General features: G+C 72.9%; 23 protein-coding genes and 1 pseudogene. 13 read left to right on the forward strand and 11 right to left on the reverse strand.

The features are described 5' to 3' along the window. Positions 1 to 93 (reverse strand): annotated as a pseudogene (locus tag AB0G28_RS31705) (2-oxo acid dehydrogenase subunit E2); the annotation flags it as partial. After that, entirely contained in the window at positions 78 to 317 is a 240-nt protein-coding gene (locus tag AB0G28_RS31710; protein WP_361097307.1) for a hypothetical protein, read from the reverse strand. The pseudogene AB0G28_RS31705 and the gene AB0G28_RS31710, both read right to left, overlap by 16 nt. Before the next feature lie 139 nt (positions 318 to 456). Between AB0G28_RS31710 and AB0G28_RS31715 the strand changes: the two genes are divergently transcribed. Further along, positions 457 to 882, forward strand: coding sequence for a hypothetical protein (locus AB0G28_RS31715; protein WP_361097310.1), 426 nt, complete (start codon positions 457 to 459; stop codon positions 880 to 882). Here the strand turns inward: AB0G28_RS31715 and AB0G28_RS31720 are convergent. Continuing rightward, the gene (locus tag AB0G28_RS31720; RefSeq protein WP_361097313.1) at positions 879 to 1,568 is read right to left on the reverse strand and encodes a GNAT family N-acetyltransferase; all 690 of its coding nucleotides are present in this window, start codon (positions 1,566 to 1,568) and stop codon (positions 879 to 881) included. The two genes, AB0G28_RS31715 and AB0G28_RS31720, sit on opposite strands and share 4 nt — an antisense overlap. 66 nt (positions 1,569 to 1,634) lie before the next feature. Between AB0G28_RS31720 and AB0G28_RS31725 the strand changes: the two genes are divergently transcribed. Further along, a complete protein-coding gene (locus AB0G28_RS31725; protein ID WP_361097316.1) occupies positions 1,635 to 2,264 on the forward strand; it encodes a hypothetical protein in 630 nt (209 codons plus the stop codon). Here the strand turns inward: AB0G28_RS31725 and AB0G28_RS31730 are convergent. The 3 genes from AB0G28_RS31730 to AB0G28_RS31740 all read right to left on the reverse strand — a co-directional run bounded on the left by AB0G28_RS31730 (position 2,183) and on the right by AB0G28_RS31740 (position 3,938). Then, on the reverse strand, positions 2,183 to 2,812 hold the full coding sequence (locus AB0G28_RS31730) for a hypothetical protein (protein ID WP_361097319.1): 630 nt from the start codon (positions 2,810 to 2,812) through the stop codon (positions 2,183 to 2,185). The two genes, AB0G28_RS31725 and AB0G28_RS31730, sit on opposite strands and share 82 nt — an antisense overlap. An 81-nt stretch (positions 2,813 to 2,893) precedes the next feature. After that, positions 2,894 to 3,301, reverse strand: a complete 408-nt coding sequence (locus AB0G28_RS31735) for a VOC family protein (RefSeq protein ID WP_361097322.1) — start codon at positions 3,299 to 3,301, stop codon at positions 2,894 to 2,896. Positions 3,302 to 3,383: 82 nt separating this feature from the next. Next, positions 3,384 to 3,938: a hypothetical protein gene (locus AB0G28_RS31740; protein WP_361097325.1), complete on the reverse strand. Its 555-nt coding sequence runs from the start codon at positions 3,936 to 3,938 to the stop codon at positions 3,384 to 3,386. A gap of 366 nt (positions 3,939 to 4,304) precedes the next feature. Between AB0G28_RS31740 and AB0G28_RS31745 the strand changes: the two genes are divergently transcribed. Genes AB0G28_RS31745 through AB0G28_RS31760 form a run of 4 tightly spaced genes read left to right on the forward strand, consistent with a single transcriptional unit; the run spans position 4,305 to position 8,480 of the window. Beyond that, positions 4,305 to 4,745, forward strand: coding sequence for a MarR family transcriptional regulator (locus AB0G28_RS31745; protein ID WP_361097328.1), 441 nt, complete (start codon positions 4,305 to 4,307; stop codon positions 4,743 to 4,745). Next, positions 4,742 to 5,548, forward strand: a complete 807-nt coding sequence (locus AB0G28_RS31750; protein WP_361097332.1) for an ATP-binding cassette domain-containing protein — start codon at positions 4,742 to 4,744, stop codon at positions 5,546 to 5,548. Before AB0G28_RS31745 ends, AB0G28_RS31750 begins: the two co-directional genes overlap by 4 nt. After that, on the forward strand, positions 5,508 to 6,329 hold the full coding sequence (locus AB0G28_RS31755; RefSeq protein ID WP_361097335.1) for an ABC transporter permease: 822 nt from the start codon (positions 5,508 to 5,510) through the stop codon (positions 6,327 to 6,329). Before AB0G28_RS31750 ends, AB0G28_RS31755 begins: the two co-directional genes overlap by 41 nt. Before the next feature lie 36 nt (positions 6,330 to 6,365). Continuing rightward, a complete protein-coding gene (locus AB0G28_RS31760; protein ID WP_361097338.1) occupies positions 6,366 to 8,480 on the forward strand; it encodes a transglycosylase domain-containing protein in 2,115 nt (704 codons plus the stop codon). Here the strand turns inward: AB0G28_RS31760 and AB0G28_RS31765 are convergent. Next, positions 8,477 to 8,902, reverse strand: coding sequence for a nitroreductase/quinone reductase family protein (locus tag AB0G28_RS31765; protein ID WP_361097341.1), 426 nt, complete (start codon positions 8,900 to 8,902; stop codon positions 8,477 to 8,479). The genes AB0G28_RS31760 and AB0G28_RS31765 overlap by 4 nt on opposite strands. A gap of 98 nt (positions 8,903 to 9,000) precedes the next feature. On the opposite strand from AB0G28_RS31765, the gene AB0G28_RS31770 reads away from it, so the two are divergent. Next, positions 9,001 to 9,381 (forward strand): zinc-ribbon domain-containing protein, encoded by a 381-nt coding sequence (locus tag AB0G28_RS31770; protein WP_361097346.1) that lies wholly within the window; start codon positions 9,001 to 9,003, stop codon positions 9,379 to 9,381. Here the strand turns inward: AB0G28_RS31770 and AB0G28_RS31775 are convergent. Further along, positions 9,366 to 9,512: a hypothetical protein gene (locus AB0G28_RS31775; RefSeq protein ID WP_361097349.1), complete on the reverse strand. Its 147-nt coding sequence runs from the start codon at positions 9,510 to 9,512 to the stop codon at positions 9,366 to 9,368. The two genes, AB0G28_RS31770 and AB0G28_RS31775, sit on opposite strands and share 16 nt — an antisense overlap. A 360-nt stretch (positions 9,513 to 9,872) precedes the next feature. Next, the gene (locus tag AB0G28_RS31780) at positions 9,873 to 10,484 is read right to left on the reverse strand and encodes a PhoU domain-containing protein (RefSeq protein ID WP_361097352.1); all 612 of its coding nucleotides are present in this window, start codon (positions 10,482 to 10,484) and stop codon (positions 9,873 to 9,875) included. Positions 10,485 to 10,610: 126 nt separating this feature from the next. On the opposite strand from AB0G28_RS31780, the gene AB0G28_RS31785 reads away from it, so the two are divergent. The 3 genes from AB0G28_RS31785 (at position 10,611) to AB0G28_RS31795 (ending at position 13,028) form a co-directional block, all read left to right on the forward strand. Then, positions 10,611 to 11,069 carry a single-stranded DNA-binding protein gene (locus tag AB0G28_RS31785; RefSeq protein ID WP_361097355.1) on the forward strand — a complete coding sequence of 153 codons (459 nt, stop codon included), beginning with the start codon at positions 10,611 to 10,613 and terminating at the stop codon, positions 11,067 to 11,069. Between the two features lie 183 nt (positions 11,070 to 11,252). After that, on the forward strand, positions 11,253 to 11,546 hold the full coding sequence (locus tag AB0G28_RS31790; protein ID WP_361097358.1) for a hypothetical protein: 294 nt from the start codon (positions 11,253 to 11,255) through the stop codon (positions 11,544 to 11,546). Positions 11,547 to 12,029: 483 nt separating this feature from the next. Next, positions 12,030 to 13,028, forward strand: coding sequence for a pirin family protein (locus AB0G28_RS31795; RefSeq protein WP_361097361.1), 999 nt, complete (start codon positions 12,030 to 12,032; stop codon positions 13,026 to 13,028). On the opposite strand, the gene AB0G28_RS31800 is transcribed toward AB0G28_RS31795, so the two are convergent. Together AB0G28_RS31800 and AB0G28_RS31805 are read right to left on the reverse strand one after the other, a co-directional pair. Beyond that, positions 13,025 to 14,410 (reverse strand): pyridoxal-dependent decarboxylase, encoded by a 1,386-nt coding sequence (locus tag AB0G28_RS31800; RefSeq protein WP_361097364.1) that lies wholly within the window; start codon positions 14,408 to 14,410, stop codon positions 13,025 to 13,027. The two genes, AB0G28_RS31795 and AB0G28_RS31800, sit on opposite strands and share 4 nt — an antisense overlap. 352 nt (positions 14,411 to 14,762) lie before the next feature. After that, entirely contained in the window at positions 14,763 to 15,668 is a 906-nt protein-coding gene (locus tag AB0G28_RS31805) for a phosphatase PAP2 family protein (protein ID WP_361097367.1), read from the reverse strand. A 110-nt stretch (positions 15,669 to 15,778) separates the two neighbouring features. Here AB0G28_RS31805 and AB0G28_RS31810 point away from each other — a divergent pair, with 110 nt between their 5' ends. Genes AB0G28_RS31810 through AB0G28_RS31820 form a run of 3 tightly spaced genes read left to right on the forward strand, consistent with a single transcriptional unit; the run spans position 15,779 to position 18,359 of the window. Further along, complete coding sequence (locus AB0G28_RS31810; protein WP_361097370.1) at positions 15,779 to 16,468, forward strand: response regulator transcription factor; 690 nt, start codon at positions 15,779 to 15,781, stop codon at positions 16,466 to 16,468. Then, complete coding sequence (locus tag AB0G28_RS31815; RefSeq protein WP_361097373.1) at positions 16,465 to 17,871, forward strand: HAMP domain-containing sensor histidine kinase; 1,407 nt, start codon at positions 16,465 to 16,467, stop codon at positions 17,869 to 17,871. Before AB0G28_RS31810 ends, AB0G28_RS31815 begins: the two co-directional genes overlap by 4 nt. Next, positions 17,868 to 18,359 (forward strand): hypothetical protein, encoded by a 492-nt coding sequence (locus AB0G28_RS31820; protein ID WP_361097376.1) that lies wholly within the window; start codon positions 17,868 to 17,870, stop codon positions 18,357 to 18,359. The genes AB0G28_RS31815 and AB0G28_RS31820 overlap by 4 nt, the downstream gene beginning before the upstream one ends. The last annotated feature ends 19 nt before the right edge of the window (positions 18,360 to 18,378 follow it).

Below are 18,378 nucleotides of genomic sequence, written 5' to 3' on the forward strand. Positions count from 1 at the left end.
GTCCACCCAGACCGTGGCCTCGGGAATTTCGCGCCGCGACGCTGTCAGCTTGTCGGCGACGGCCTTGCGCACGCCGGTCAGCGGGATCCGCCTGCGGCGACGGCCAGCTCGCACCGGCAGCCGCGGCACCAGCGGTGCCGGGTCACCGGGCTGACGTGGGCGGGCGAAGCGACGCACTGGTGGATCCACCGGCCGTGCACGTGGCAGGTCAGGCGGTCGTCGGGCGCCAGCAGGCCCATGTCTTCGGCGTCGTCCTCGGTGGCAAGCAGGACCGGCAGGCTGCGGACCCGGCTCGGCGTGCTGGTCGTGGCGGTCATCGTGGTCCCCTTTCGCTCCCACCCGCACGTCGAACCGGGGAGGCCGGAATCGACACCCGCTCCCCGGCTGGCCGGATTCCGGCGGTTCCTGGCAATCCGGCCACTCCCCGATGCGCGCGAAGATCGCTAGCGTCGGGGCGTGTCGAAAATCCTCCTCTCGGTCCACGTCCTGGCGGCGATCCTCGCCGTGGGCCCGGTCGCGGTCGCGGCCAGCATGTTCCCCGCCGCGGTCCGCCGGGGCGACGTCAAGGCGGCGACCCTGCTGCACCGGATCTGCCGCGTGTATGCCTACGCGGCCATCGCGGTCCCGGTGTTCGGCTTCGGCGTGGCGGGCACGATGCACGTCATGGGCGACCCGTGGCTGCTCGTGTCGATCGGCCTGACGGCGGTCGCGGCCGCGGTGCTCGCGCTGCTGGTCCTGCCGCGCCAGAAGCGGCTGCTGGCCGAGGAGCCGGCTACGGACACCCTCGGCCGGCTCGCCATGCTGACCGGCGTGTTCAACCTGCTGTGGGCGGTCGTGACGGTACTGATGATCGTCCGGCCCGGGTCGTCGACCGGTGCCTAGGCCGCGACCGCGAGCGGCACGCGGACCGCCACGAAGTCCGGGCGGTACCGGAGGACGAACCCCAGCGACAGGTAGAGGCGGATGGCGGAGGTGTTCGACGCCGCCGCGTGCATCATCGGGATCTCGCCGCGCTCGCGGATACCGGCCGCGACAGCGAGGACCAGCCGCGTCGCGAGCCCCTGCCCGCGGTGGGCCGGGTCCGTGCAGACCGCGCTGATCTCCGTGTACCCCGGCGGGTGCAGCCGCTCGCCGGCCATCGCGACGAGCGCGCCGCCGCGGCGGATGCCCAGGTAGGTGCCGAGCTCGACGGTCCGGGTCCGGAACGGCCCCGGCTGCGTCCGTTCGACGAGGTCCAGCATCTCCGGCACGTCCGCGGGCCCCAGCCGGACGGCTTCCGGGTCGGGGGTGGCCGCGACGCCGTCGTCGACCAGCTGCACGCCGGGGATCTCGTCGAGCACCTCCCAGCCGGACGGCGGCCGCGCGGTGGCCGCGGCGATCACGACGGTCGCGCCCGGTCCGGCCAGCTCGGCGACGTCGAGCCAGTCCTGCTCGCCGGGGTCGTCCGGGAGGGCCAGGAACGGCGCGACGTCGTCGGGGTAGCGCAGCACGCGGCCGCGGCGTTCCGCGAAGTGCGCGTGCGGACCGGCCAGTGACGCCCAGGTCGGGTTGTCCAGCGGTGAAGCCACGGCTCCAGCATGCCGACATCGGGCGCGTGGCCGCCGCCACTCCCACATGCTGGGTAGGGTGCGCACGTGGGTTCCCAGGTCCCGGTGTGGATTCCGATCGTCGTCGCCCTGCTCGGCCTCGCCGGGGTGATCCTGACCCAGGTCCTGTCGGGACGGCGGGAGGCCCGGCGGATGGCCGAAGAAGCCGCTCGCGAAGAACGCCGGTGGCAGCGCGAACGCGAAGCCCGGACCCACGAGACCCGCGCCGCGGCCTACGCCCAGCTGATGGGTGTGCTCGAAGCGTTCGACGGCGTGCTGTTCCAGGCCCGCGCGGTCGTCGAAGCGGGCAATGACCTCGACGAACACCAGCTCGCTGAACTGCGCGAAGTGCGCAGCGAGGCCCAGCACGCGCTCGGGCCCGTCGTGCTGCACGCGCCGGAAGCGGTCCGGCGGCTGGTCAGCGACGCCACGCTGCCCCGGATGCGGCTGGCCGCGATGCTGCTGGACCCCGGCGACGACCACACCAGGCTGCGGCCCGCCTGGGACGCCGGCCAGCGCGGCTACCGCGTCATGCGGGCCCGGATGCGGGCCGACCTCGGGTTCGACGCCGAGCCGGTGGACGAGATGTACGGCCCTCAGCCGACGGTGGTCAGCTCCTCGTCCGAGAGCACCTCGGATCCGGCCGACACGACCAGCCTGCCGCCGCCCACCTTGTAGGTGTAGTCGCCGTTCACCGCGACGAAGCCGTCGCCCGAGGGCTGGGCCGGCAGGACGATGTGGGTGTCGCCCGAAGCCGCCTGGCCGCGGGCCTGGCCGTCGTAGAAGATCCGGCCGTCGGGCGTCCGGCAGACCGTGATGAGGGACTTCGCGGTCTGCGCGACGAGCAGCGCGGTCCCCTCGCCGCCGGGGAGGTACCGCGCGGCGTCGCCCGGGCAGGGCTTTCCGGCCGGCGTGGCCGAAGTCGAGGTGGACGGCGTGATCGGCGGGGTGGCGGAGGCGGTCGTGACCACCGTCTTGGTGGTCGGCAGCGCGGGCGTCGTGTACTCCGGGAAGGGCCCCGACGCCGACGGCGAAGGCCGCGAGCGCCCGGTGAACAGCAGGACCCCGCCCACCGCGGCGCCGGCGACCAGCATCAGGGTCAGCAGGACCCACAGGGCCCGCGCGCGGGCCCGGCCCGGCGCCAGGCTCGCGCAGGTGCCGCACCGCCCGGCACCCGGGTCGTTGACCGCGCCGCACTGCGCGCACGTCCAGGGAAAACCCGCCATCGGGCCTCCTTCGGCCCGGCGCCACGCCACGCCGGTCCCTCCATGGTCACCGACGAGGGCACCGGCTGCAACGGCTCGCGGCTAGCCGTGGACGACGTTGACCATCCAGGGAATGCCGAACTTGTCGACGCAGGCGCCGAACTCGTCGCCCCACATCTGCTTTTCGAACGGGACCGTCACGGTGCCGCCGTCGCTGAGCTTGTCCCAGTAGCCGCGCAGGTCGTCGGCGTCGTCCCCGCTGAGGCTCACCGAGATGTTCGTGCCCGGATTGTGTTCCATCCCGGCCGGGGTGTCCGACGCCATCAGCGTGAAACCGTTCTCGGCCTCCAGCTGGGCGTGCATGATCTTGTCCGCGTCCGCCCCTTCGGGTGAACCGAATTCCCCGAACGTGTTCACCCTCAGCGTGCCACCGAACACGCTCTTGTAGAACTCCATGGCCTGCCGAGCGTCGTCGCGGAAGCTCAGGTAGGGATTGAGGCGAGAAGCCACGGCCATCTCCTTCGATCGGACGAGAGCAGCATCTTCGCAGAACGCCCGTGCCGCGCCAATCGGAAGATTTTCAGGACCGTCCTCAGAGCACGAACCGCCGGTGGGCGACGGGTTCGAGCGGCAGCGCGCCGTGCAGCGCCGCCCGGGCGCGCAGCTCCAGCGCCCGGTCCAGGGGCCGGCTCCCCGGCGCCGCGGCGTGGAACGTGCCGCGGTCGAACAGGTACACCAGCGCGAGCTTCCCCTGCCGCCGCCCGGTCTGCTCGGCGAACTCGACGGTCGCCGACCGCAGGCAGCCGCCGTAGCCCGCCCGGTTCAGCCGGTCCGCGACGTCGACCAGGTCGCCGGTCAGCACGCGCAGGTCGCGGTTGCGGCGCCAGCACCGGACCGTCGAGTGGCCGTGGAGGTCCTGCGTCACCAGCGGGTGCACGGGCAGCCGTGCCGAGGTCGCGGCGATCAGCTCCGCCTCGGTGCGGGCCAGCGCGTCCCCGTCCACTTTGAAGCCGACCGTGCCGCCACCGGTGGGCGCGAGGCCGAGGGCGGCGCGCACCCGCGGGGCGGCCGCGGCGAGGGTGTAGAGGGACTGCAGGTGCGGGCGGGACGTCCAGCAGCGGACGAGCTTGCTGTCCAGCAGGGTCACGAAGGTTCCTATCCTCGGGTGAGAAGACCGCCGGACCGGGCGCACTGGCAATGTCCACAGTGGACGTCAGGCGCGGGGACGCGGGGCCGGAAAGGACAGCATGCGCCCCTTCGCCCGGTTCCGCGCCGGAACGCCGGCGTCCGCGCGGCGAACGGCACCGGCCCGCCGCCGAACGGTCGTCGGTGAAACAGTTCCACCGATCAGCGGTATCCCGCTCGTTTCACACGGGGCGATCGCGACCTCGCCGAAGTTCTCCCGGTCCTCGAAACGCCGCCCCGGCGTCCCCAGCCGCCTGATCCGGCCTTTCCACATCAACCAGACATTTAGCGTTGCTAATAGATCTGGGTCAGAGCTACCTTGGGAGGCATGACCGAACTCGCCGAACGGCTCCTGAGCGCCGTCCAGGGAATCCGCCGGGTGGTGCGCCGCCGGGTGCGGGCCGACGTGCCGGGCTTCCCGCTGCCGGGCGCCCAGGTCGAGCTCCTGCGGGTCGTGGCCGACCAGCCCGGCATCGGCGTCGCCGCGGCCGCACGCGAACTGCACCTGGCGAACAACTCGGTCAGCACGCTGGTGAACCAGCTCGCCGACGCCGGGCTGCTGAGCCGCGAGGCCGACCCCGCCGACCGCCGCGCGGCCCGGCTGGAGATCACCGCCGCGGCCGCCGACCGGATGGCGGCGTGGCGGCGCGCCCGGACCGGGCTCGTCGCCGACGCGCTCGCCGGACTGTCCGAAGAGGACACAGCGGCCATCGAGCAGGCCTTGCCGGCCCTGGAAAAGCTCATGGGCATCCTGAAGGAGCAGCCATGACCGAACCCGCGGCGGTGCGCTGCACCGGCCTGAGCCACTCGTTCGGCACGACCCGCGCGGTGGACGGTGTCGACCTCGAAATCCACCCGGGCGAGGTGTTCGGCCTGCTCGGCCCGAACGGCGCCGGCAAGACGACCACCCTCCGGATGATCACCACGCTGCTGCCGACGGCACCGGAGAAGATCGCCGTCTTCGGGGTCGACGTCGCGCGCCGCCGGATGGCCGTGCGGCGGCTGATCGGCTACGTCCCCCAGCAGCTGTCCGCCGACGCCGCGCTGACCGGCCGCGAAAACGTCGCGCTGTTCGCCCGGCTCTTCGACGTGCCCCGCCGCGAGCGGGCCGGACAGGTGCGGCTCTCGCTCGAGCTGGTCGGGCTGGCCGGCGACGCCGACCGCACCGCCAAGACGTACTCCGGCGGCATGATCCGCCGGCTCGAGCTGGCCCAGGCCCTGGTCAGTTCGCCGCGGCTGCTCATCCTCGACGAGCCGACGATCGGGCTCGACCCGGTCGCCCGGTCGTCGGTGTGGGACCGCATCGGCTCGATCCGCGCGGCGACCGGCATGACCGTGCTCGTCACCACGCACTACATGGACGAAGCCGAGCAGTACTGCGACCGCGTCGCGCTGATGCACACCGGCCGGATCCGCGCGCTGGGCACCCCGGCCGAGCTGGAGGCCGGCCTCGGCCCGGAGTCCACTTTGGACGACGTGTTCCGGGCGGTGACCGGGAACCGCCTCGACCACGAAGAAGGAGGGATCCGCGGTGTCCGTGCCACTCGCCGTACCGCCCGCCGTCTCGGCTGACCCGGGCCCGTTGCGCCGGCTGCGCGTGCTCGCCGCCCGCGTCGGCGCGATGTGCCTGGTGGAGCTGCAGAAACTCCGCCGCGACCAGACCGAGCTGCTCACCCGGGCGATCCAGCCCGCGCTGTGGCTGCTCATCTTCGGGGAGACCTTCACCCGGCTGCGCGCGATCCCGACCGGCTCCACGCCGTACCTGGACTACCTCGCCCCGGGCATCCTCGCGCAGTCGGCGTTGTTCATCGCGATCTTCTACGGCATCCAGATCATCTGGGAGCGCGACGCGGGCGTGCTCGCCAAGCTCCTGGTGACGCCGACACCGCGCGCGGCGCTCGTCGCGGGGAAGGCGTTCGCCGCCGGGGTGCGCGCGCTCGTCCAGGCGCTGATGGTGCTGGTCCTGGCCGCGCTCCTGGGCGTCGGGCTGACCGCGAACCCGCTGAAGCTGCTGGCCATGGCCGCCGTCCTCGTGCTCGGCTCGGCGTTCTTCTGCTGCCTGTCCATCGTGATCGCCGGGATCGTGCTGTCGCGGGAACGGCTGATGGGCATCGGCCAGGCGATCACGATGCCGCTGTTCTTCGGCTCGAACGCGCTGTACCCGGTGGACCTGATGCCGTCGTGGCTGAAGGTGCTCAGCCACGTCAACCCGCTGAGCTACCAGGTCGACGCGCTGCGGGGCCTGCTGATCGGCACGCCCGCCCACCTGGGGGCCGACTTCGCCGTGCTGGCCGTGGCGACCGCGGTGGCCATTTCGGTCGCCTCGGCACTGCTCGGCAGGTTGGCCCGGTGAGGCACATGTCTCACCGAACGGAAGCTTTATCGCCCGATGCCTAATCTCGGATTCGTGAATCGTCGCCGGGGTGTGGTCGGATTTGTCGGGTTGTGTGTGCTCGCTGGAATTCTGGTGGCCGGGACGATGGCGCCCGCCGCCCTCGGGGCGGGCCTGCTGTCGAATCAGGTCAGCGATTCGGTGGACGCCATTTCGGCCCAGCTCGCGGCCGCCGATCCGCCTCTGGTGACGACGGTGACCGACCGCGACGGCACCCCGATCGCGACGCTCTACGCGCAGTACCGCCTGCCGGTCACCGCGGCCGGGATCGCGACGACGATGAAGGCCGCGATCATCGCGGTCGAGGACCGCCGGTTCTACACCGAAGGCGGCGTCGACGTGCAGGGAATGCTCCGCGCGGCGGTGAACGACAGCACCGGCGGCGCGCTGCAGGGCGCGTCGACGATCACCCAGCAGGACGTCAAGAACTACCTGATCAACGTCGTCGACCGGAACGACCCGGCGGCCCAGCAGGCCGACCGCGAGGACTCGCTCGCCCGCAAGCTGCGGGAGGCGAAAATGGCCGTCCAGCTCAACGCGACCAAGAGCAAGGACGACATTCTGGCCGATTACCTGAACGTCGTGGAATTCAGCGGAACCGTGTACGGGGTGGGTGCCGCGGCAAAAGCGTACTTCGGGACGACAGCGGACAAACTGACCGTTCCGCAGGCGGCGCTGCTCGCCGGAATGGTGAACAACCCGAGCGTCTACAACCCGTACACCCACCCGGACAAGGCGCTGCAGCGCCGCAACCTCGTCATCGACGACATGGTCACGAACGGCTCGATCCCCGCCTCCTACGCGGCGACGGCGAAGGCCGCCCCGCTCGGGCTGCTGCCGAACGGACCCGTCACGCCGTCCGGATCATGCCTGGGCGCGGCGCCGGACGCCGGTTTCTTCTGCGCCTACGCCGAAAGCTACCTCGAGCACGCCGGGTTCACCGCCGACCAGCTGGCCACCGGCGGGTACACGATCAAGACGACGCTCGACCCGCGCGTGTCGCAGGTGACGAAGGACGCCGTCGACGCGAACGTGCCGACCACCCAGGACGGCGTGGCCAACACCTTCGCCGTGGTCCAGCCGGGCCGGAACGGCCACCAGGTGCTCGCCATGGTCGCCAACCGGAACTACGGCACGGACCCGGGCCAGGGCGAGACGTCGACCGACATCGTCGCCGACGCGAGCAACAAGTTCGGGTCGGGTTCGTCGTTCAAGATCTTCACGTCCGCGGCGGCGCTCGTCACCGGCAAGGCGGGCCTGGACACGCCACTGCCCAATCCGGACAGCCAGTGCTTCCCGGTGCCCGACGCGCATTCGTCCTGCTACACCGTCCACAACGACGGCCACTACGCGGACCCGATCACCCTCGAAGACGGGCTGGCGACGTCACCGAACGTCGCGTTCGTCGGGCTCGAGTCGCAGGTGGGGATGCCCGCCGTGCTCGACATGGCGTACAAGCTGGGCCTGCGGAACACGCTGGCGACCAACGACGCCGGCCGCACGCCGGACCCGAAGTCGGCCAACCCGCAGTACAGCGAGCCGCAGTCGCAGTACTTCGAGGATCTGCTGTCGTTCACCCTCGGCAACAGCCCGGTCAGCCCGCTGGAGATGGCGAACGTCTCGGCGACGCTGATGAGCGGCGGCGTCTGGTGCCCGCCGAACCCGATCCTGTCGGTGACCGACCGGAACGGGAACGCGGTGCCGGTGCGGCAGCAGGGCTGCGAGCAGGTCATCCCCACGGGCGTGGCGAACACCCTCGAAGCGGGCCTGAGCAAGGACACCACGAGCGGCACGTCCGCCCAGGCGGCCCGCGCCGCCGGCTGGACCCGCCCCGACATCGGCAAGACGGGCACGACCCAGCTGAGCGAGTCGGTGGCGTTCGTCGGCGGTGTCGACGGCTACGCGGTGTCGTCGATGGTGTTCGCCGACGGGCCGCACCCGCGGGAGATCTGCCCAGGCACGCCGGTGCATCTGGGCGACTGCGGCCACGGCGCGTTCGGCGGCACGGTCGCCGCGCCGCCGTACTTCCACGCGATGAGCCAACTGCTGGCCGGGGTCCCCGACCAGCCGATCCCCGCCCCCGACCCGGAATACCTGAACGCCCGGAGCTAGCGCGGTTCGAGGAAGACGAGCGGGATCTCCCGCTCGGTCTTCGTCTGGTACTGCGCGTAGTTCTTGAAGTCGGCGGTGATCTTCGGCCACAGCCGCGCGCGCTCTTCGGCGTCGGCGATCCGGGCGCGCATCGGCTGCTTGGGGCCGCCCTTCAGCGAGACCTCGACGTCGGGGTTGTCGCGCAGGTTGAGGAACCACGCGGGGTGCGTGTCATCGCCACCACGCGAGGCGACGACGACCCAGGTGTCGCCCTCCTGGTGCGGCGAGGTCAGCAGCACCGACCGCGGCTGCCCGCTCTTGCGGCCGACGGTGGTGAGCTCGAGGACGGGCATGGCGACCTGCCACCCCACCTTCCCACCGGTGAGCTTGATCAGGCCGCGGTGGACGGCGTTCATGGTCTTCAGGGCGAAGTCGCTCGGCATGATCCCAATCTATCGCCCCAGTTCGCGCAAACCGCCACGCGGCCGCGTACCGGTGTGCGAGGCTGCGCGGCGACCGAAGACGGAAAGAGAGAAGACCGATGCTGATCTGGGGCTGGCGTACGCGGATCTACGTACTGGCGATGACGACCTTCCTGTGCGGCCGCTGCGGCAATCCCGCGTCGCACGCTGTCCGCAAGGCGGTCACGAAGTTCACCCTGTTCTTCATCCCGCTGTTCCCGATCAGCGTCAAGTACACGGCACAGTGCACGTTCTGCGGGATCGAGAACCGGATCCCGAAGGAAGACGCCGTCCGCCTGCAGGCGCAGGAGGAGCAGGCCCAGGCCCAGCCCCAGCCGGCGCCGGGGTACCCGCAGGGACTTCCGCAGCAGGGCGTCCAGCACCCTTCGGGGCAGCAGCAGTACCCGGCGCAGCAGCAGGGGTTCCCGCAGCCGGGCCGTCCCCCTCAGCAGGGCCAGTAGCGAACTCGCCCGGCCGCGGCTTCCCGCGGCCGGGAACCCGCCGGTGCGAGCCTGGCGGTCCGTTGGGCGATCCGCACGGCCACCGCGGCGAACCGCACGTAGACCGCCGCGAGCAGCGCGAGGCCGACCACGGCCGAACCGCTAAGCTCCCACCGCCGCGAACCCGGCAGCCCGCCGACCGACCCCGACCGCCACCGCGGCAAACCCGCACGTAGACCGCCGCGAGCAGCGCGAGGCCGACCACGGCCGAACCGCTAAGCCCCCACCACCGCGAACCCAGCCGCCCGCCGACCGACCCCCACCGCCACCGCGGCAAACCCGCACGTAGACCGCCGCGAGCAGCGCGAGGTCGACCACGCCCCGCGCCCCTCTCACCCCGGCGTGCCCCCGCCCGAGCCGCCATGCCACGACCCCAGCAGCCCGCCGGTCAGCCCGCAGCGAACCCGACACGAATCGCCGCGAGCACCGCGAGGCCGACCACGGCCGAACCGCTAAGCCCCCACCACCGCGAACCCGGCAACCCGCCGACCAACCCCCACCGCCACCGCGGCAAACCGCACGTAGACCGCCGCGAGCAACGCGAGATCGACCGCGGCACCGGCCCCACGCGGCCGATCCCGTCCGTCCACCCACTCGCGCAGCTCCCGTTCGGCCGCACCGGCGAGCACCACCGCGTCGCCGATCCCGGCACCGTCCCCGCCGGCGAGCAACTCCCCCAGGGCCCGGGCGGCGGCCACCGCGTGCGCGCCGAGCCGGGCGAGCGCGGGCCGGGCGTCCGGCGGCACGGGCCCTCGCGCGTCCGCGACCTCCCGCGCAAGACCACCCATCCGAGTGAGATCCGCGGCGGTGTGCACGGCGGCGACCACCGCCTTCACCTCCGCCTCCCGCGGCGCGTGCAAGGCCAGCAGCGCACACGCCTGGTCCTCGCACGCGGCCCCGAGCGCGGCCGCCGCCGCGACCTGCTCGCGCACACGTCCGCCCAGCGTGTCGTCACTTTCCAGCACCGAGCGCGTGGCCTCTTCGAGGGCGATCGCGACGAGCGCGCACAGGTCCGCCAGCCGGTGGGAGAGCGTGACCAGTTCCTTCTGAAACGCCGTCGGCATGGCGGCAGGAAACCAGCCCGGCCGGGTGTCGGCATCTCGTCGCCCCGCCCGGAATTGTCGGTCCCCCGTGCTCTCCTCGACGGCGAGAGCGGTGCACCCCGCACCCGGAGGAGAAGGAGAAGACCGATGGCAGGCGAAACGACGGTCACCGTGGTCGGCAACCTGACGAGCGACCCCGAACTGCGCTTCACGCCGGCCGGCGTGGCGGTCGCGAGCTTCACGGTCGCCTCGACGCCGCGGACGCTGGACCGGCAGTCCGGCGAGTGGAAGGACGGCGAGGCCCTGTTCCTGCGCTGCAGCCTGTGGCGCCAGGCCGCGGAAAACGCGGCGGAGAGCCTCACGCGCGGAGCCAGGGTCCTGGTCACCGGCAGGCTGGTGCAGCGGTCGTTCGAAACCAAGGAGGGCGAGCGGCGCACCGTCGTCGAGCTGCAGGTGGACGAGATCGGCCCGTCGCTGCGGTACGCGACCGCGACGGTCACCAAGGTCAGCCGCGGCGGCAGCGGACCGAACACCCCGGACGGCACCGGGTGGGGAGCCGCGCCGGTACCGGCGGGCGTCGGCGCGGGCGAGGAGCCACCGTTCTAGTTTCCCGGCTGCCCCATCCGTTCGCGGCCGGCGGCCGAACGCCCGTTGACGGGAACTCGACCCGTGCTCGACGGCCCCCGGTGACGATGAGGGGGCCGCTCCGGCCGGACCTGTTGTCGAAATCCCGCCCCCTGGTTCGACGCAGGGGTGGACGAGGCCGAACCACGAGCGGGAGGGACCGAGATGAACGGGAACGAGAAAACCGGCTCACCGGCGGCGGCGCACCTGGTGGTCAACCACCGGATGCGGGCGATGTTGCGAGCGGTGGGCGCGGGCCGGGGCCGGGTGTCCTGCAGCAGCGAACCGGACCTGTTCATCGACGGCCTGTCGTGCGGCGACCAGTTCGCCGCCCACGGGCTGGCCCACCTGGGCCTGATCCGCCCGGCCCACCCCGGCCGCCCGGGCGAGCAGGTCCCGGCGGTCCTGACGGCCGCGGGCCGGGCCATCGTGACAATGGACAACCAGTCGGCCGCCTGAGCGGGGCGACCGGCGCGAAGTTTGACAACTCCACAAAGAAACGACCACGCGGCGCCCGCACACCGGCCCTGCCCGGCCGGGCACCGCAAGACGACCCACGGCCGGGAATCGGCCGCTCGGTCCCGCCACCCCGGCCGCAACCACCTCGCCAATGGCGAACCCACCCTCGCTGTCTCGGCCGGCCGTGCCAAAACCACCAGCCAACCGCCCCGTGATCCCACCGGCCGGGCCGGCTCGGCCGAACCACCCACCACCGGCGAACCGGCCCGGCCATCCGACCAGGCGCCCCCGGCCACAACCCATCACCACCGGCCAACCGTCCCGCGATCCTCACCGGTCCGGTCCGGTTCCGGTCCGGGCCGGGCCGGGCCGGGCCGAGCCCACCCACCGAGCGGGGCCCGCGCCCACCAACAACGAGCGAACCGGCCCCGCGGACCCCGGCCACCCCCCACCCCGACACGAACCGCGACTACCGTGGCGGGCATGAGCAACACCGAGGCCGCCCCCGCCGAGCTCGCCTGCGGCGACCGGCCGTCGGCCGCCGATCCCGAGCGTCCGGCCGTCGAGGTCCTCACCCCGCGTGAGGTGCCGCTGGGCGGCCCGCGGGCGATGCGGGTCCGGCGGACACTCCCCCAGCGGTCGCGTTCGCTCATCGGCGCCTGGTGCTTCGCCGACCACTACGGCCCGGACGAGGTCACCGGCCCCGGCGCGATGGACGTCGCGCCGCACCCCCACACCGGGCTGCAAACGGTGAGCTGGCTGTTCGCCGGCGAAATCGAGCACCGCGACAGCCTGGGCACGGACGCGATGGTCCGGCCCGGCGAGCTGAACCTGATGACCGGCGGGCACGGCATCTGCCATTCGGAAGTCTCGACCGCGGCAACGAAGACGCTGCACGGCGTCCAGCTCTGGGTGGCGCTGCCCGAGCGGCACCGGCACGCGGCCCGGGCCTTCGACCACTACGTCCCGTCGGTGAACCGGATCGAAGGCGCGGAGATCCGGGTGTTCCTCGGGTCGCTGGCCGGGCGCACGTCCCCGATCCCGACGTTCACCCCGCTGCTGGGCGCGGAGGTCGTCCTCGGCCCGGACGCGCACATGTCCCTCGGCGTGGACCCCGGGTTCGAGCACGGCGTCCTCGTGGACACCGGCGACGTCGTCGTGGCCGGCACCCGGGTCCGCGCGGCGGAGCTCGGCTACCTCGGCACCGGGGTTCGCTCCTTGACGCTCAGCAACCGCGGCACGGAGCCGGCCCGGTTCCTCCTGCTCGGCGGCACCCCGTTCGACGAAGAAATCCTGATGTGGTGGAACTTCGTCGGCCGCACGCACGAGGAGATCGCGGAGTTCCGCGAAGCCTGGCAGGCGGAGTCCGACCAGTTCGGCAGCGTCACGGGCTACTCAGGCACTCCGCGGCGCCTGCCCGCACCGGCCCTGCCGGCGGTCCGCATCAAGCCGCGCCGCAACCCGGAATCCGGCCGGAGCTAACCGGTGACCACCCGCTCCAGGGCGGCGAAGACCCGGTCGACGTCGGCCGGGGTGGTGCGCCAGTTGCTGAAGGCGGCCCGCAGTGCCGGGCGGCCGTCGTACACCGTCGGGGTCAGGAACGTGGTCCCGTCCTCGGCGATGGCCTGGACCAGAGCGTCGATCCGGTCCTGGGTGACCTCGCCGGCCGGGGTGAAGCAGACGACGTTGAGCCGCACCGGGTCGAGCAGGTGCCAGCGCGGCGAGCCGTCGATCCGCGCGCCGAGGTCGCGGGCCAGCGCGACACAGCGCTCGACGATCTCGCGGTGCCCGGCGCGGCCGTACGCCATGAGCGAGAACCAGGCCGGCAGGGCCCGCAGCCGCCGGGAGTTTTCCGGCGTGAGGTGCAGGAAGTCCGGGTTCGCGCCGATTTCGCCGAGGTAGGCGGCGTTGTTGGCGAACACGCGCAGCTGCAGGTCGCGGCGGCGGGTGAACTGGACGGCCGAGTCGTAGGGCACGTTGAGCCACTTGTGCAGGTCGACGACCACCGAGTCGGCCTGGTCGAGGCCCGCGGTCAGCGCCGCGTGCTCGGGGGCCAGCGCGGCGAACCCGCCGAACGCGGCGTCGACGTGCAGCCAGAAGTCGTACCGCTGCTTGAGCGCGGCGATCGCGCGCAGGTCGTCGAAGTCGACCGTGTTGACGGTCCCCGCGTTCGCGACGACGACGGCCGGGCCGTCGAGCGCCTCGAGCACTTCGGCGAGTTTCGCGACATCGACCGCTTCACGGCCGGGGAGCACCGGCACCTTCAGCAGCGCGGACCGGCCCATCCCGAGGAACGACAAGGCCTTCAGGACGCTGGAGTGCGGCGAACCGGACAGCACCGTGACGGGCCCGAGCGCGGCGGCGCCTTCCTCGGAGACGTTCACGCCGGCCCGCTCGCCGAGCCATTCACGGGCGATGGCCAGGCCGGTCACCGTCGACATCGTGGCTCCGGTGACGAACGCGCCGGAGAACTCCGGGCCCAGCCCGAACAACTCGGCCAGCCAGCCGACGGTCTCGCGTTCCAGGTCCTGCGCGGAAGAGTCCATCCCACTGGCCGGGTTCTGGTCGTAGGCGGCGGTGAGCCAGTCCCCGGCCAGCGCCGCCGGCGTGGCCCCGCCGGTCACGAAACCGAGGTAGCGGGGGCCCGCGCTGGCCGCGAAGCCGGGTTCCCAGCGCTGCGAGAACTCCTCCAGCGCACCCCGCGCCCCGGCGCCTTCGGCGGGCAGGGGCTTCGGGGCGACGGCGACGGGCGGGACGGCCGCCGCCCGCCCGGCCAGCCCGGCGAGCGCCTCACTCGCGACTTTGCCGGTGACGTCGAGGAGATCGGCCAGGGAGGTCAGGTCTTCGGCAAGCTTCGGATGCACCCGGCCGACGCTAGGCGCCCGCGGGCCCAGCTGTCGCGGTCCAATCCCCCGAAACTGGCCCCTCACCCCGTGATGCCCCGCCAATCACACGCGATGCCCCGCCAATCACGCGAGATGCCCGCCCGATCACGCGAGATGCCCGCCCGATCACGCGAGATGCCCGCCCGATCACGCGACATCCGCCTCCGATCACGCGAGATCCGGGTCCAGTCACGCCAGTTCCGGCCTCCGAGCACACGAACCGACCCTCCGGGCACGCAAGCCGACCGTCCAGGTACGCGAACCCGCCATGGCGGTACGCGGACCCGCGCCAGACACGCCACATGCGAGGTTCCGGACCGCGCGGCCGCGGTCAGCGGCGTCGGAGACGGCGGACCCGCGCCTCGGCCGGATCGAACGCGACCCGCCGCAGCGGCGCGGCGACCAGCAGCACCACCGCCATCCCCGACATCGCGGCCAGCACCATCGCGGCGACGAACTGGGCGTCGCCGGACGTCGCCGTGCCGAGGACCGCGTACCCGGCGAGCACCAGGGCCGGCGGCGCCAGCAAACCGGCCAGGACCGGCACCGGCGGCACCCGGTCACCGTCGGGGCGGCGGGCGGACACCACCGCCGCCCCGGCGCAGGTGACCGCGGCGACCAGCAGGCAGCCGCCGACGGTGTCGCTCAACCGGTGCCAGCCCAGCGCCACGGCCGCGGCCGAAACCCACGCGACGCCGAACCCGCCCACCACGAAGGTCGCCCTGCGGAACCGGCGGGGCAGGACGATCGCGAGCGCCACCAGCACGGCCATCGCCGCGCTGACGTGCCCGCTCGGAAAGCTGTTGTGGCTCGCGACGCCGAGCCGGTCGTCGGTGGCCGGGCGGTCCAGGACGTACAGCTTGAGCAGCTGCGCCACCACCAGCGGCGCGGCGAGCAGGACCAGGGCCGTGACACCGAGGGCGAACCGCCGCCGTACCAGGGAAACCACCACGAGCAGCACCGCGACGCCGCCGAGCACCACCACCAGGTCGGCCTGCCGCAGCGGCGCCGCCCAGTCCACCGTCGTCCCCGCGGACTGGGCGCTGCGGACGACGCCGTTCTCGACGCCGCGGCCCGCCTGGGTGCGGACGAACAGCAGGTAGGCCGCGACGAAGGCGAGGGCGAACCCGGCCGCGCTCGCGGCGAGCACCGCCGTGCGGGACACGGTCCTGGTAGCGAGCGCGTGGCGGCCGGTCGACGGGGTCGCGGGCCGGACATCGGTGATGATCACTGCCATGTCTCCGAGTCTGGAGCGTGCATTTCGGGATCCCGTCAGCGCGATGTCATGGTTTTGCTACAAGATCCGGCCGAGTCGCCACGAAGTGCTCTTTTCCGAATAATGGCGCCGTGGCCGAGGTATTGGTTGTGGAAGACGACGCGGCGGTGCGGGAAGGACTGCAGCTGGCCCTGCGCCGGCAGGGACACGTGGTGCACACCGCGGAATCGGGCGAGCTCGGCATCGAGGCGCTCGTGCGCCACCGGCCCGACATCGTCGTGCTCGACCTGATGCTGCCCGGCATGGACGGCTTCGAGACCTGCCGCCGGATGCGGTCGGCGGGCCCCGTCCCGATCATCATGCTCACCGCGCGCAGTGACGACTTCGACGTCGTCGCCGGGCTCGAAGCGGGCGCGGACGACTACGTCGCCAAGCCGGTCGAGCCGCGGGTCCTGGACGCGCGGATCCGGGCGGTGCTGCGGCGGGCGGCCGGCGAGCGGCCGGGTGAGCCGCCGGAGCCCTCGGAACGGCACGGCGACCTCGTGATCGACCGGGCCGCGCTCGAGGTGACCAAGCGCGGCGCGCCGGTGTCGCTGACCCCGACCGAGCTGAAGCTGCTGCTGGAGCTCTCGCGCACGCCCGGGCAGGTGTACAGCCGCCAGCAGATCCTCTCGGCGGTGTGGGACCACGACTACCTCGGGGACTCCCGGCTCGTCGACGCCTGCGTGCAGCGGCTGCGCGCCAAGATCGAGGACGTGCCGGCGAAGCCGGAATACGTGCAGACGGTCCGGGGGTTCGGCTACCGGTTCGGCCGGTCGTGAACCAGCGGATCCGGTCGTGGCTGGCCGGGCTGCGGCCCCGGCTGGTGGCCGCCTTCGCGGTGATCATGATCGTCGGGGCCACCGCCGCGTCCGGCGCGAGCTACGTCTCCGCGCGCCGGGCCATCCTGGAAGGCATCCAGGACCAGACGATGCTGAAGCTGCGCGACCAGATCTCCGCGTACCTGCCGACCATCTCGCTACCGCCGACCGCGGGCACGATCGACGCGTTCGCCTCGGCGCTCAAGCCGAGCAACGTCCTCGTCGTCTACCACGAGCTGCACTCGTCGTCGGGGCTGTCGCTCGACGCCGTCCCCGCCGAGCTGCGCCACGTGGTGGCCGCCAGCACCAACATCCAGTTCCAGCGCGCGGACGTGCACGGCATCCCGCAGTTCTTCGTCGGCGTCCCGGTGCAGACCGCCGCGGGCCGGCCGAGCGGCCTCGAGGTCTACGCGACGGTGTCCCTGACCGGCCAGCAGGACGCGATCGACGAACTGGCCACGAGGGCCTGGCAGACCGCGGCACTCGCCCTGCCGTTCGCGGTCGCCGTGGCGCTGCTGGCGGCCCGGCAGGTGCTGCGGCCGGTGCGCGCGCTGAACACCGCCGCCAGCCAGCTCGGCCGCGGACGGCTGGACGTGCGGCTGCGCGTGAAGGGGTCCGACGAGCTCGCGCAGCTGGTCGCGACGTTCAACAACACCGCCGCGGAGCTGGAACGCGCCGTCGGCACGCTCCGGGCGATGGAGGCCGACGCGCGGCGGTTCGTCGCCGACGTCTCGCACGAGCTGCGGACCCCTCTCGCCGCGATGAACGCCGTCACCGACGTCCTCGACGAGGACGCGGAGCAGCTGCCGCCGGACACCGCGGTCGCGGCGCGGCTGGTGTCGGCCGAGACCCGGCGGCTGACCCGGCTCGTGCAGGACCTGATCGAGATCTCCCGGTTCGACGCCGGGCGGGCGGAGCTGCGGCGGGAAGAGCTGGACGTCGCCGCGGCGATCACCGACAGCCTCGCCGCGCGCGGCTGGGAGCCCGGTGCCGGCCTGGTCATCGACCTGCCGCCCGGGATCGGCGCCCGGCTCGACCGGCGGCGGCTCGACATCGTGGTGGCGAACCTGGTCGGCAACGCGCTGCGGCACGGCGCGCCCCCGGTCGAGGTGGTGCTGCGGGAAGCGGCCGGCGCCGTCGTGCTCACCGTCACCGACCACGGGCCCGGCATCCCGGACGACGTGCTGCCGCGTGTCTTCGACCGCTTCACCAAGGCCGACACCGCGCGGGCGCGGTCCGAGGGCAGCGGTCTCGGGCTGTCCATCGCGCGGGAGAACGCGCGGCTGCACGGCGGCGACATCGTCGCGGCCAACACCGGCACCGGCGCCCGGTTCGAGTTGCGCCTGCCCCGGGAGGTGGCGTGAGGAAGCTCCTCGTCCTGGCGGTGGTGCTCCTGGTGAGTGCCTGCGGGATCAAACCGACGCCGGTGGTGTCGGCCGGCCCGGCGCCGACGCTGCGCAGCCCGGCGAGCGACGGTCAAAGCACCGGCGTGATCCTCTACTTCCTGGTCGACGGCCGGCTGACGCCGGTGGTGCGGCCGGCCAACCGCACGGTGACCGTCGAGGAGACGTTGACGATGCTGTTGGACGGACCGACCGTCGACGAGCACGCCGAGGGGTACCGGACGATGCTCCCGGTGCGCACCGGCCCGGTCACGGTCACCGTGTCCCCCGGCCGGCCCCCGACGATCAGCTTGCCGTTCCCGCTGCGGCCGATCACCGGTGTCGCGCTCAACCAGCTCGCCTGCACCGCGTCCGCGGCACTGGCGGTCCAGGGCGGATCCGGCGTCGACGGCACCGTCTCCTTCGCCGGGCCGGACGTCCTGCTGCCGTACCAGCCGTGCCAGGCTTGACGGCCGGGGCGTCAAGCCG

Source organism: Amycolatopsis sp. NPDC021455 (assembly GCF_040640995.1).
Lineage (GTDB): Bacteria > Actinomycetota > Actinomycetes > Mycobacteriales > Pseudonocardiaceae > Amycolatopsis.